Origin of the sequence: Haliea sp. (assembly GCF_040222615.1) — a bacterium.
In the GTDB taxonomy this organism is placed as follows: Bacteria; Pseudomonadota; Gammaproteobacteria; order Pseudomonadales; family Halieaceae; genus Haliea.
This window is the reverse complement of sequence record NZ_JAVKCQ010000024.1, coordinates 17,140-30,370: the sequence shown is the minus strand read 5'-3', so window position 1 is coordinate 30,370 and position 13,231 is coordinate 17,140. Positions and strand designations below refer to the sequence as shown.

10 protein-coding genes are annotated in these 13,231 nt (G+C 64.0%); 8 read left to right on the top strand and 2 right to left on the bottom strand.

The features are described 5' to 3' along the window. The coding region (locus tag RJQ10_RS02480; RefSeq protein WP_350143296.1) for an AMP-binding protein at window positions 1–1,220 on the bottom strand (1,220 nt) is incomplete at its 3' end. Between the two features lie 27 nt (window positions 1,221–1,247). Beyond that, entirely contained in the window at window positions 1,248–2,204 is a 957-nt protein-coding gene (locus RJQ10_RS02475) for an alpha/beta hydrolase (RefSeq protein WP_350143294.1), read from the bottom strand. Between the two features lie 347 nt (window positions 2,205–2,551). Between RJQ10_RS02475 and RJQ10_RS02470 the strand changes: the two genes are divergently transcribed. The 8 genes from RJQ10_RS02470 to RJQ10_RS02435 all read left to right on the top strand — a co-directional run bounded on the left by RJQ10_RS02470 (window position 2,552) and on the right by RJQ10_RS02435 (window position 13,226). Further along, the gene (locus RJQ10_RS02470) at window positions 2,552–4,330 is read left to right on the top strand and encodes a DUF885 domain-containing protein (RefSeq protein ID WP_350143292.1); all 1,779 of its coding nucleotides are present in this window, start codon (window positions 2,552–2,554) and stop codon (window positions 4,328–4,330) included. Between the two features lie 180 nt (window positions 4,331–4,510). Further along, window positions 4,511–6,772: a TonB-dependent receptor gene (locus RJQ10_RS02465; RefSeq protein WP_350143290.1), complete on the top strand. Its 2,262-nt coding sequence runs from the start codon at window positions 4,511–4,513 to the stop codon at window positions 6,770–6,772. Window positions 6,773–6,808: 36 nt separating this feature from the next. Beyond that, window positions 6,809–8,644 carry a DUF885 domain-containing protein gene (locus tag RJQ10_RS02460; RefSeq protein WP_350143288.1) on the top strand — a complete coding sequence of 612 codons (1,836 nt, stop codon included), beginning with the start codon at window positions 6,809–6,811 and terminating at the stop codon, window positions 8,642–8,644. A 97-nt stretch (window positions 8,645–8,741) separates the two neighbouring features. Next, window positions 8,742–10,067, top strand: a complete 1,326-nt coding sequence (locus RJQ10_RS02455; RefSeq protein WP_350143286.1) for a divalent metal cation transporter — start codon at window positions 8,742–8,744, stop codon at window positions 10,065–10,067. Window positions 10,068–10,111: 44 nt separating this feature from the next. Next, window positions 10,112–10,600, top strand: coding sequence for a VOC family protein (locus tag RJQ10_RS02450; protein ID WP_350143284.1), 489 nt, complete (start codon window positions 10,112–10,114; stop codon window positions 10,598–10,600). An 80-nt stretch (window positions 10,601–10,680) separates the two neighbouring features. Continuing rightward, on the top strand, window positions 10,681–11,100 hold the full coding sequence (locus RJQ10_RS02445; protein WP_350143282.1) for a RidA family protein: 420 nt from the start codon (window positions 10,681–10,683) through the stop codon (window positions 11,098–11,100). Beyond that, window positions 11,097–11,822 (top strand): hypothetical protein, encoded by a 726-nt coding sequence (locus RJQ10_RS02440; RefSeq protein WP_350143280.1) that lies wholly within the window; start codon window positions 11,097–11,099, stop codon window positions 11,820–11,822. Before RJQ10_RS02445 ends, RJQ10_RS02440 begins: the two co-directional genes overlap by 4 nt. Window positions 11,823–11,936: 114 nt before the next feature. Further along, entirely contained in the window at window positions 11,937–13,226 is a 1,290-nt protein-coding gene (locus RJQ10_RS02435) for an amidohydrolase family protein (RefSeq protein WP_350143278.1), read from the top strand. The last annotated feature ends 5 nt before the right edge of the window (window positions 13,227–13,231 follow it).

Sequence of the window (13,231 nt, the reverse complement as noted above, 5' to 3'; positions counted from 1 at the left end):
AAGCCGTCCTCGTCCAGCCGGCCTACGTCGCCGGTGTGCAGCCAGCCGCCGGCAAAGGCCTCGGCGGTTGCCTCGGGCATGTCCTTGTAGCCGCTCATCACCAGCGGTCCGCGCACGCAGATCTCGCCGGGCTCACCGGCGGGCGCGGGGTCGCCTTCGCCGTCCAGCAGCGCCAGGTGCACCCAGGGCGAGGGCCGGCCGCAGGCGGCCAGGCGCTCGGGCTTGTTCAGGTCGTGATCGCCGCGGCGCATGTTGGCGATCACCATGGGCGCCTCGGACTGGCCGAAGAACTGGTAGAACACCGGCCCCCACATTTCGATGGCCTGTGTTAGGCGCGCCGGGCTCATCGGCGAGGCGCCGTAGAAGATGGATTCCATGCTGGACATGTCGGCGGTCTTGGCGCGGGGCGAATCCAGCAGGAAGTAGAGCATGACCGGTACCAGCATGGTGGCGGTGATCCGGTGCTTTTCCACCATGTCGAAGAAACCGTCGGGGCTGAAACCCTGCATCACATAGAAGGCGCCGCCCTTCTGCAGTACAGGGATGAAAAATGCCGCCGCCGCGTGGGACAGGGGCGTGGCGATCAGCATCCGCAGGTCTTCGGGGAATTCCCATTCCGCCAGCTGGATCTGGGTCATGTAGCTGGTGACCCGGTAGCTGCTCATCACCCCCTTGGGCTTGCCGGTGGTGCCGCCGGTGAAGTTGACCGAGGAGATATCCTCCGGGGTGACGTCGGGCGCCACCAGGGGCTGGGGAGTAAAACTATCCGCCAGGGCCAGGTAGTCTGTGCCGCTGTCGCTGGGGCCAAAGGACAGCAGGTGCTTCACTCCGGGCACCCGCTGCTGCAGGGCGCCGGCATGGGCGTCGAACGCCGTGGGGTCGAAGACCAGGGCGTCGATTTCCGCCGCTTCCAGCACGTAGGCGTGGTCCTCCAGGGAACCCAGCGGGTGCAGAGGCGTACCGATACAGCCCGCCAGTTGCATGGCGGCGATATTGGACAGCACTTCGGGGCGGTTACCGGAAATCACCGCCACCCGGCTGCCGCGGCCCAGGCCCAGGGACTGCAGGGCCTGTACCAGCTGGCTGGTCCGCTCGCGCACCTCGCGATAGGTGGCGACCTTGTCGCCGAGGAACAGACAGGGCTGGTCGTGGTAGCGGTTCAGGCCCTCGATGAGCAGGTGTGGCATCAGGGGAGGGTGGTAGAGCGAAGAGTTATTCATCGTTGCTGCAGCTCCTGGTGGTGATGATTATTGCGGGTCGACGCAGAGACCGCGGGCCAGCGCGGTGAACATGTCCGCCACACCGCGTTTGCTCAGGGCGGCGTCCACCACCATGCTGGAGCCGTGGTAGGTGCCCGGGTAGCAGTGGATCTCCGTGGAGACACCCGCCGCCAGCAGGCGCTGGCCGTAGATCAGGGCCTCATCCCGCAGCGGGTCGAACTCCATGACCGTGATGCAGGTGGGGGGCAGGCCGGCCAGGTTCTGTTCCCGGGCCGGAGCGGCGAGGGCCGGGACATTGTCGGCGCCGCGCTGGTAATTATCACCCAGGTAAAAGTCCCAGCTGTGCTCGGCATTGGGCCGGTGCCAGATGGGGGTGTCCGTGAAGGTGATCATGCTGGGGGTGTCCAGCCGGTCGTCCAGCACCGGGATGGACAGGAACTGATAGCACAGGGTTGGACCGCTGCGCTCCCGGGTCGCCAGCGCCGTGGCTGCAGCCAGGCAGCCGCCGGCGCTCTGGCCCATGATGCCGAGGCGGCGGGGGTCAATGCCCAGGCTGTCGCGCTGGGCATGGGTCCAGCAGAGGGCAGCGTAGCAGTCTTCCAGCGGGCCCGGGAAAGCAGTCTCGGGCGACAGCCGGTAGTCCACCGACACCACCACGATGCCCAGGTTGCGGCACAGGGCCACACAGGTCGCGTGCTCGCTCTCCAGATTGCCGAAGACGAAACCGCCTCCATGCAGATAGACCAGTCCGGGCAGCGCCCCGGCGGCATTGGCGGGCCGGTACACGCGCACCGGTACCTCGGGGTCGCCGGCTGCGCCGGGAGCCTTGTGGTCGGTGATGTCGAGGCCGCTGGTATCCAGCTCCGCATTGGCCGGGGCCACCATCGCGTCCATGGTCGCACGCATCACCTGCGGCTCCTTGAGATCGAAGGGCGGCAGCAGGTCGAGGATGGGGCGCAGTTCGGGGTCGATGTTGTATTTCATGGTGGGGTTGTTCCTGTTATAGATGTCGGTTTCTATTGTCGGCCCGCGGGGCGGGAAGTGTTAGTCCGGCCACAGCATTTCGGGTACAAATATCGATACTTCGGACCAGTCATCCCTCTGCCGCCGCTTTATATTACCTGCAAGCCGGGGTGTGGGTTGCCGTGCCGCCCGTGTTGTCGTCCGGCAACCCGTCCTTTGTTGCCTTGAAGGCAACAACAATGGATTACCAATGTCCCGGTTCGCCTGCTAAAACTGTGGACTTTGTAACGGGCGGCTCCTTATCCAGAGGGGTGCCAGCAGGGGAGGGGCGACAAGTGGCGCGCTGGAGTGTTTCGACTGGTAAGTGGATGGCGTTATCACTGGCCCTGGCTGTGTTGGCGCTTGCGCAGACCCCGCGGACGGCGGCCGCCGACAAGGCTGAGGCCGGCGGCAGTCTGTTCGACGAGTACTGGGAGGAGCTCCTGGTGCTGCAACCAGACAGGGCCCTGTCCCAGGGAGATTACCGGCACCCCGGACGCTTTGATCGCTCGCTGGAGAGCGACTGGCACAAGGCCATGCTGGCCCTGGTCGACACCTATCAGGCCCGCCTGCAGGCTGTGGACGCAGAGGAACTGAGTGACGGCGAGCAAATCAGCTACGATTTCCTGGCCTGGCGCCTGCAGCAGGACCGCCGCTTCTATGGCAGTGACTTGTTTGCGCGGGCAAGAATGCTGCCGCTGGACCAGTTCCGGGGCCAGCACATCCGGTTTGCGGAATCTGCGGCGGGCTCGGGTACTTATCCGTTCCAGACCCGAGATCACTATGAACAGGCTCTGGTACGGGCAGAGGGCTTTGCCCGCTGGGTGGATCAGGCGATTCTGCGCCTGGAGGAAGGTGTTCAGGCGGGGGTGGTTCTGCCGCGGATGGTGGTTGACAGGATCCTGCCGCAGCTGACTATCCATCTTGGCAAGGGGCCCCGCGAGACCCAGTTCTGGACGCCATTGGATTCGCTGCCAGCGACCATCGACGATGCTGCGGCAGCCGATCTGCGCCAGCGCCACGAGGCCAGTATCGCCGGAGTGATCCAGCCGGCCTATCAGCGGCTGCACGACTATCTGCAGGACAGCTATCTTCAGCACGCTCGCGCCACGGTAGGCCTGGTAGCGCTGCCCGGCGGGCGTGAGCTGTACCAGCATTATGTGCGCACGCACACGACCACCGATATGCAAGCGGAGGAGGTACACAGGCTGGGACGTGCCGAGGTCAGCCGGATCATGGATGGCTTTCGCGCGCTGCAGGCCGAGCTTGGTATCGAGGGTGATGTGCAGGCGCTGTTCGAGCACGCCAGAAATGATCCCGCCCTCTACTATGCGGACGATGAGCGCGATCAGATTGTGCCCGACTTCAATGCCCGGCGCGACGATATCTACGGCCTGTTGCCGAAGATGTTCGACCTGATGCCGAAGGCCGCTTATGAGATCCGGGCGCTCCCGGATTCCTCGCGCTCACTCCAGGGCAATGGCTATTTCCAGGCGGCGGCCGCCGACGGCTCGCGGCCGGGTATCCTCTGGATAAACATCCACTCCCCGGGTATCACCAGTCGTTTCAACCTGACCACGCTGTCGGTGCACGAGGGGCTCCCCGGACATCACTTCCAGACGGCGATTGCCCGGGAAGTGGAGAATGTACCTGCGTTCCGTCGTTTCGAGTCCACCACGGCCTTTGGCGAGGGCTGGGCCCTGTACGCCGAGTCGCTGGCCCGGGACCTGGGACTGCTTGAAGACCCCTGGCAGCGTTATGGCTACCTGAATTACGAGATGATGCGGGCCAACCGGCTGGTGATCGATACCGGTATTCACGCCCTGGGCTGGTCGGTGGAAGACGGCGTTCGCTGGATGCTCGACCACTCCTCGCTGAGTGAGGCCGAGGCCCGGGCAGAAGTGGAGCGCTATGCCTCCTATCCAGGGCAGGCGCTGGCTTACAAGATTGGCGAGCTGAAGATCCAGGAATTGCGGGCCCGCGCCGAACAGCAACTGGGTGACGACTTCGATCTGCGCGAGTTTCACCGCACCGTGCTGTTGGCCGGCAGCGTGCCGATGGCGGTGCTGGAAAATGTGGTGGAGCGCTGGCTGGCACGGCAGGCATGATGCGGATGCTGGCCCGGATATCGTCTGTTGCCTGGCAGGCAACACTTTCTGGCTTTAAATGTCACTGCTAACAAGTATACGGTTCAGGGGTCGATCACAGCGCCTGTACCTCGGGTTTCGGGGCATCACGAATATGGCCGGCATTGGCCAGGGAATTATCTTTCTATGAGGGGAAATACCATGAGCAAGCAATGGCAACGGAAATTGATCTGCAGCGGCATCACTGGTGCCGCGGCATTAATACCCGGGCTGGTCGTGTCAGGCGGCGCCGCGGTCTGGTCCGGCGCGGCCTCGGCGCAGGAGGAAGCCAATCGGGTAATGATCGAGGAAGTGGTGGTGACTTCCCGCCGTCGGGAGGAATCACTGCAGGACGTGCCGGTCAGTATTACCGCATTCTCCGCCGACTCCATTGAGCGCAACATGTTCAAGGGTATCGAGGGCTATTTTTCCCGCACCCCCAATGTCAGCTATATCTCCACTGGTTCCCGCGACCGCAAGGAGCTGAGCATTCGCGGCGTGACCAACCAGCTCGACACCACCGAGGCACTGGTGCGCGCGAGCACCTTTGCGTTCTACCTGGATGACGTCAACGTGGTCAGTGCGACCGCAAACCCGGGTGTCATGGACCTGGAGCGTATCGAAGTGCTGCGCGGCCCGCAGGGTACCTACTTCGGCCGCAACGCGGTCGGCGGCGCGGTCAACATCTCCACGGCCAAGCCGGACAATGAGTTCTTCGCCCAGATATCGGGCGAGCTGGCTCGCTACGACACCCGCGACATCGAGGGTGTGATCAATATGCCGCTGATCGACAACGTGCTGGCGGTGCGGGCCAACTACAAGTACTCCGAAAGCGACGGCTACATCAAGAACATCAACGCTATCGGCGGCGGCAACGACTCCGAGTACGAATACGGCCGACTCAGCGCGCGCTACACGCCGACGGACCGCCTGACCGTGGACGTGATGGCCACCACCTCGGATGAGGTTGTCGGCATGCGCGAGGGTGTGCCCTCCGGTGTCATGTCCAGGTTTGCCGCCAGCCTTTACGGCAACGTGGCGGATCCGGATGGTGTGGGCTTCTTCCCGGAAAATACCGACCGGGTCAATTTCGACCGGCCGCAGGAAGTGGGCTCCAAGTGGGAGCTCTACACTGCAAAATTCGAGTACGAGCTGGACGCCTTCAGCGTGGTCGGCATCACCGGCTACATCGAATCTGACACCTTTCTTCTCGGCGACATCGACGGCAGCAGCCAGGATCTGGTCTACGAGGAAAAGCCGATCAGCCGTGAATCCTTCAGCCAGGAATTCCGCCTGCAGTCGGCTGGCAACGAAACCCTGGACTGGACGGTGGGGGTGATCTACAGCAAGGACGAAGGTGAGATTTTCCAGCAAACCTTCGCCGGTGCCGGCGGCCTGTTCGGCCTGCCGGAGGACTTCCAGATTACGGCTTCGGTGGGTGAAAACGAGAGCACCAGCGCGGCGATTTTCGGCGAGCTGACCTGGCACCTCAACAACGAGCTGGACCTGGTGTTCGGCGGCCGCTATACCAGGGACGAAGTGGAAGTGTCCCAGTACAACCTGTCATCCGGCGTGATCAACGGCTTTGTCGAGGACGAGGCGGACTTCACTGACTTCTCGCCCAAGGTGTCGCTGCGCTATGCACTCGGCGAGGACATGAGCGTGTTTGCCACGGTGTCCAAGGGCTTCAAGGCCGGCGGGGTACAGCTGGGCAGCGACTTTGAACAGTCCGACTACGACCCTGAAGAGCTGTGGAACTACGAGCTGGGCTTCAAGTCCGAGTTGCTGGACAACCGTCTGCGCGTCAACGGCTCGCTGTTCTACCTGGAGTGGGATGACCTGCAGGCCTCTTACGCTGTTGCCGCAACCAATGACGATGGTCTCATTGTCTTCAACTCCGGCATCCAGAACGCGGCCTCTGCCACTTCCCTGGGTGGTGAACTGGAGATTTCCGCGGCGGTGAGCGAGAATTTCGCGGTCAATTTCTCCGCGGGCTATGTCGACTCGGAGTTTGATGATTTCACCAACGCTTTCGTCGACGGCGCTCTCTACGACCTCAGCGGCCAGTCCATGCCTAATGCGCCTGAATGGACTTTCGGTGCTGACGCTGAGTACCGCTTTACCTTCGCCGACCGCTACGACAGCTTTGTCCGCCTCGAGTGGTTCCACCGGGACGATATCCTGCCCGACCTGGTTTCCCTGGTGCGCCAGGATGAAGGTTTCCCGTTCCAGGTGCCCAGCTATGATCACTTCAACCTCCGAGCCGGGGTCGAGACCGACCGTTTCAGCGTGACCGCCTACGTGGAGAATCTCTTCGATGAGGAGTACTACACCAACGCCTACCAGAAGGCCTTCCTGGGCGGTCTGCATGTTCAGCCTTCCTACCAGACCTTTGGCGTGCGCGTAACCATGCGGACGCTGTAAGTGGGCTGCTTCTCTCCGGCGGTATCGGCTGGCGCCGTGGGGAGGTTCGCGACCGCGCTGTTGCTGGCCGCCTCCGCTGGCGCCGCCCTGGCCGCCGGGCAACCGGGGCCGGAGGCGAGGCTGGCGGACTTTATCGAGTCAGTCCTGGAGTATCGCCAGGCCAACAGGCCGGAACTCGCAGGCGGCGCCGCGGCGCTGCCTGCGGGGGGTGGCTGGCCCGACCTCTCCCCTGCCGCGGAGGACGCTGACATCGCCGTGGTCACCCAGCAGCTGGCAACGCTGCGTGAGGAGTTCCAGCCCGCTGCACTGGGTCCAAGAGCGCGGACCCAGTACGACGCGCTGGTCTACGAACTGGAGTTGTTGCTGGAGCGCCATCGCTGGCGCGGCCACGGGTACCCGGTCAACCAGATCGTGGGCACCCATCTCGAGATTCCGGGGCGTCTCGCCCAGGGCGGACCGCTGAGTTCGGCTGCCGAGGTGGACGCACTGCTCAGTGACATGGCGGGCGTGCCGTTGCTGCTGGCCCAGCTGGAGGCCCAGCTGGAGCGCCAGCGCGAAGTGGCGGGCGGCCTGCCGGCCAGCCTCTATCCTCTCCTGATCGAAGGGTCCCGCCAGATCATCAGCGGGGCGCCCTTTGACGATGGTGCGGACAACCCGGTCTGGTCCTCGGTGCGACAGCGTTTGCAGCAGGGTGCCCTGGAGGGCGCCGCGAGTGACGCCTACCTGGAACGTATCCGCGCGGCCCTGCTGGGGCCCTACCGGGAGGCCTACCAGTCCCTGATAGCCACACTGGCGGAACACCAGAGCGGTGCCGGCCCCGATGGCGGTGTCTGGCAGATGCCGGAGGGCGATGCATTTTACGCGTTCCTGTTGCGCCAGTTCACGACCACCCGGCTGAGCGCAGATGAGCTGCATGCCTATGGGCTGGCCGAGGTCGAGCGGATTCACGGTGCAATGCGGGCGATCGTCGAGCAGGTTGAGTTTGACGGCGACCTGCCCGAGTTTTTCGAACACATGCGCAGCTCGCCGCAGTTTTACCTGAGTAACGATGCTGAAGGCCGGGCGCAATTCCTGGCCCGGGCGCAGTCCCTGTACGGGGCGATGCAGGCGCGCCTGCCGGAACTGGTGTTTGACCCGCCCGCGCAGGAGCTGGAGATCCTGCGGTTCGAGGCCTATCGGGAAGAGTCGGCACCGGGAGCTTTCTACCAGGCGGGCTCCGCCGGGCGTGCGGCGCGCTTTTACCTGAACCTGCATGACATGGCCGCGGTGCCTGTCTACGACCTCGATGCGCTGGTGTATCACGAGACCCTGCCGGGGCACCATCTGCAGATCTCGGCAATCAGTGCGGATCCGGGCATTCCGGCCCTGCGTCAGCAGAATGTCTGGTGGCTCAACACCGCCTTTGTCGAGGGTTGGGCCCTGTATGCAGAGCAGTTGGCAGCGGACATTGGGTTCTACCGGGACCCCTATGCGGATTTCGGGCGCCTGGCGGCGGAGTTGTGGCGCGCCTGCCGGCTGGTGGTGGACACTGGCCTGCACGCCAGGCGCTGGTCCCGGGAAGAGGCCATTCGCTACCTGGATGAGACAACGCCCAGTCCCCACGCGGCCAATGTGCGCGCGGTGAATCGCTATATTGCGGTACCGGGGCAGGCGACCTCGTTCAAGGTAGGCATGCGACGAATTCTCGAAGCCCGGGAGCGGGCGCGGGCAGCGCTGGGCGAGCAGTTTGATATTCGCGCCTTTCACCGGGCGGTGCTGGAGAACGGCTATCTGCCGCTGGACGTGATGGACAGCAGTATAGATCGCTGGCTAGAGAGCAGCCTTGCCGCCCGGGTGGCCGGGCTCGCCGCCAACCAGCCCGTCAATTTCTAGACCTGTTACAGTCGACTGATCCTGGAAGTAGTGCCTATGACAATGGACAGCAGAGAACAACTTGTGGCCGCCAGCGGGCGTGCAGGAGTTTTGTCGCGTGCTTAGGGCTGTCGCTGCGGCACCGGTACGCCTGGTTCGCGATATCGTCGGGCCCACCGCGGTCATCGCTGCGGGAACCATGGGTGCCGGGGCCGTCGCTTCCTTTCTGCTGGCCGGTGCCTGGTTCCGCTACGAACTGCTGTGGGTAGTGCTGTGCATGCTGCCGGTGTTCGTGGTGTCGGTCGATACCGCATCGCGGATCGGTGCCTGCAACCCCAACGAGGGCATGTTCGCACTGATCTGCAAGCGCATCACGCCCGGGCTGGCCTGGGCGCTCCTGCTGGTCAATGTGCCCGTCCACCTGTTGATCGTCATGGGCCAGCTGTCCGTGATGAGCTCCGTGGTCGCTTCGACGCTGGGCTTGCCGGCGGCGGGGTCTGGCGCCAGCGGAGCCCTGCTCACGGACATGGCGCTGTCCCTGGTGATCGCCGCGGCGATCCTCTGGCTGGTGTTCTCCCGTGGCTTCGACCGCATGCAGAACGTCATGACCGTGATGATGGTGCTGATGTTCTTCTGCTTCCTGCTGGTGGCCTTCCGCGGCTTCTCCGAGTGGCGGGATATCCTCGCCGGGATGGTGCCCGCCGTGCCGCAGGACCTGCCGGTGCCAGGCACGGAGACAGCGCGCTCCTCGGTCGCTTCCATTACCGCGATGGTGGGCAGCGCGATCGCCCCCGCGGCACTGCTCGGCATGCCGTACCTGGCAGCGGACTCGGGTGTCGATCCCCACGGCCTGAAGAAGGCGTTTCGCCGCGCGGTGGTGAATCTGGGCCTGATCTTTGGCGCCTACGCCATCTTTGTAGTCATCGCGGGTGGCTTCGCCCTCTACCCGCTGGCTCACCACGCCTCGCTGGCAGATGTGTCCGAGGCCTCCCGGGTCCTGCATGGCGTGTTTCCCGAGCGCCTGGCATTCCTCGGTCCTATTGTGTTTTCCGTGGGCGTGTTTATGGCCGCGCTCACTACCCTGGTGGTTGCGGCCCAGGTAACCGCCTACTTCATGCTGGACACCGTGGGTCGGCAGTGGCGTTTCGCCGCCGACAACAAGGCCTACCACGCGATCGTGGTGATCCTGGTACTGGGGGCTGCGGTCCTGGCGCCGCACTGGAGTTTCCCGGCGTTGCTCAAGGTCGTGTTGCTGATGGGCATCAACGTGCTGGTGATCCCGTTGGTCTTCGTCATATTGCTGTACCTGGCCAACAGCCGGAAGGTCATGCACGACGTAGCCACCGAGTGGTGGCGCAATGCAATCCTCGGGGTGGGTCTGCTGCTGTCGCTGGTGCTGGCGGCACAGAAATTCCCCGACTATATGGCGGCGCTGTTCTCGTAGCAGTGCAGGCGTATCCAACAACACAGGCTCTGCAGGAGATCACCATGACTGGCAAACCAACATTCCGGCGCGCTGACCACGTATCACTGACGGTTGCGGACATCGAACAGGCGATCGCGTTCTACACCGGGGTCATGGGGGCCACGCTCAAGTACCGCATGGGCCCGTTCGATGCCCGTGAAATTCCACCCATGGAAGATGGCAGGGACTGGACCGAGGCGCATGTGAACGTCCCTGATGCCTGTCTGCAGATCGCTATGCTGCAGCTGTGCGACAACCTGGGCATGGAGCTGTTCCAGTATGAGCGACCCGCGGATGCGGCAACCACGCCGCCGCGCAATTGCGATGTTGGCAGCCGGCATATCTGTCTGCAAGTCGATGACGTGCAGGCGGCTGTGGACTACCTCCAGGCCAATGGCTGTCGCCCAATGGCCGGCCCCATTGTTGCCGATGGCGGCCCCGCGCCGGACTCGCTGTCCTGGTATGTTCTCGACCCTTTCGGGCACCAGCTTGAGCTGGTGCAGTACACCTGAACCGGGCCGGCGAACCGCTGCCTCAACGATTATCCATGGCCGCGGACCGCGGCCCGACGTATTGAAAGGAGAGTGATCAGATGTCCCGCAAAGTCATAAATCCCGCCGAGTTGTATGAAAGCACGGCCTACGGGTTCTCCCACGCGGTGGCGTCCAGCGACGCGACCCTCGTGCACTGTGCCGGTCAGGTGGCCTGGGACAAGGACTACCAGGTGGTCGGTGGTAGCGATCTGGGCGCGCAGGCCCGGCAGGCGCTTGCCAACCTCAAGACGGTGCTCGCTGAGGCCGGCGCCGGCGTGGAAGATATCGTGCGCCTGCGCACCTACGTGGTAAACCACAACCCTGACTGCCTGGGTCCCGTAGGCGCGGCCCTGGCCGAGTTCTACGGTGATGTCATGCCGGCGGCCAATACCTGGATCGGAGTGCAGGCCCTGGCCCTGCCCGATTTCCTGATTGAAATAGAAGCCACGGCGCAGATCAGTAAAGGAGAACAGCAATGAACAGATCACCGGGTACACCCGTCCGCGTCACCTTTGGCGCCGCTTGCCTGATGCTGGCACTGCTGGCAGCACCTCTGCTGGCGCGCGCGGAAACGTCAATGCAGCAGGTCGAGGGCTTGTGGGCCTACACCGGGCTGACCTCGTCCGGCGGCAAGTCCATGCCGCTGACCGGCGTGTTCCTGTTCAAGGATGGCTCCTTCATCCAGCAGGCTGTGTTCAACGGCGAGCCCTACTACAAGCAGAGCGCCATGGCGCACTCCGGTCCCTATTCCGCCATTGAAGGCGGCGTCCACCTGGTCGCGCAGCAGACGCTCAGCCTGTCGCCCGCAGACCCGTTGGCGTCCCACGGTGTGACGGAGCACGATCTGGTCGTCACCCGCGATGATGACGGCCTGACCCTGGTATTCGGCAGTGGTACCGTGCAGACCCTGCGCCGAATCGGTGCTGCCGCCGACGCGAAGATTGTGCAGCTGGAACACGGCATGCTGGCGATGGTGGATGGCCACTTTATTGTCGTCAGCGGCGATGACTCCTACGCGGTCACCGGCTACGGTCGCTACCGCCAGCAGGGCGAGCGCTACTTCATTGAGGTGATTCGCTGGGCCGAAACCGACGGTGCGGAAACCATCAGTGCTCGAGATGCTGTCATTACCGCAACTTTCGACGGCCAGACCCTGCGCTTGCCGGGGGGCCGGGTGCTCAAGGTCGGCGCCGGTGCCTGACCTGCACCGGCGGGAACCGGAGTCTCTTTGTTCCGTGGCCCGCCGGTACCAGGCAGCACCCGATCCATTTTTTTACCGACCTGCAAAGGTCGACCCATTGTGGAAATATTGCTTATGAAAACGGGAATGATGAAACAGCTATTGGCCGCCACCGGGCTGGCGCTCGCCGGTCTGGCACTGCCCGCCAGTGCCCAGCTCACTGCGCTGGTCGGTGGCTCGGTGGTAAACCTCGATAACGGTGCGGCGCTGGACAACGCGGTGGTGCTGGTGGACGGGGAGCGGATCGCGGCGGTGGGCAGCCGCGGCGATGTCGCCATACCCGCGGACGCGAAAGTCATTGATGCCAGCGGCAAGTGGATAGTGCCGGGCCTGATGAACATGCACGTGCACCTTGGGCTCAAGCTGCCGGGCGCCGCCTCCATGGCGCTGCTGAACGAATCCGAGGCGGAGCTGGCGCTGAGAATGGCAGAGAATGCCAGGCTCAGCCTGCAGGCCGGCACTACCACGATTCGCGCTCCCGGTGACGAGGGCCACGCCATTTTTGCAGTAGACAAGGCAATTCGCCGCGGTGAGATCCCCGGACCTCGCATCCACAGTGCGGGAGTTGCACTGGCGCCAACCGGCGGTCACGGCACCAGTCACGGCGAGGTGGGTGTGGACGGTCCCGACGACGTTACCCGCAAAGCGCGGGAACAGATCCGCGCTGGCGCCACCTGGCTCAAGCTGATGATCAGCAAGGGCATCGCCTCACCGGCGGGGTCGATTGCGGCCTCCGACATGACGCTGGAGGAAATGAGCGCGGCGGTGGACGTGGCTCACCGGGCGGGGTTCAAGGTCACGGCCCACTCCGGTTCGCCCGAGGCGACCCTGGAGGCGCTGGAAGCTGGCGTGGACTGCTTCGAGCACGGCTACTACCTGAACCAGGAAGTCTTTCGCAAGATGAAGCGCGCCGGCGCCTGGTATGTGCCGACCATCGTGGTCAGTCAGGCGGGGGCGTTGGAGTTCTTCCAGAAAATCGGTTCCCCGCAGTGGTACCTGGACCGCGCCGCCTCGGTGGGCAAGGTGCACTGGAAGGCGCTGCAAACCGCTATCGATGAGGGCGTCAATATCGCCATGGGCAGCGACCAGTTCCCCTTCGAGCCCAATGAAGGCACCGTTGCCTCTGTACGTGAGATCGAGCTCTACGTCGATGCCGGCATGACGCCCCTGCGGGCCCTGCGCTCTGCGACTGTCGAGACCGCGCGATTGCTGGGCGTGGAAGAGGAGGTCGGTACCATCAGCGCAGGCAAGTACGCCGACCTGCTGCTGCTGGAGTCAAACCCCATCGCTGACATTTCCGCCCTGCGCAGTATTGGCCTGGTGATGAAGGGCGGCGCCGTGGTGCGCAACGACTGGAACCTGTAGCGCAG

What these genes read in the sequence shown, in the direction of transcription:
- RJQ10_RS02475 (WP_350143294.1), bottom strand. Translation starts at nt 2,204, where the DNA reads ATGAAATACAACATCGACCCCGAACTGCGCCCCATCCTCGACCTGCTG.
- RJQ10_RS02470 (WP_350143292.1), top strand. Translation starts at nt 2,552, where the DNA reads ATGGCGTTATCACTGGCCCTGGCTGTGTTGGCGCTTGCGCAGACCCCG.
- RJQ10_RS02465 (WP_350143290.1), top strand. Translation starts at nt 4,511, where the DNA reads ATGAGCAAGCAATGGCAACGGAAATTGATCTGCAGCGGCATCACTGGT.
- RJQ10_RS02450 (WP_350143284.1), top strand. Translation starts at nt 10,112, where the DNA reads ATGACTGGCAAACCAACATTCCGGCGCGCTGACCACGTATCACTGACG.
- RJQ10_RS02445 (WP_350143282.1), top strand. Translation starts at nt 10,681, where the DNA reads ATGTCCCGCAAAGTCATAAATCCCGCCGAGTTGTATGAAAGCACGGCC.
- RJQ10_RS02440 (WP_350143280.1), top strand. Translation starts at nt 11,097, where the DNA reads ATGAACAGATCACCGGGTACACCCGTCCGCGTCACCTTTGGCGCCGCT.
- RJQ10_RS02435 (WP_350143278.1), top strand. Translation starts at nt 11,937, where the DNA reads ATGAAAACGGGAATGATGAAACAGCTATTGGCCGCCACCGGGCTGGCG.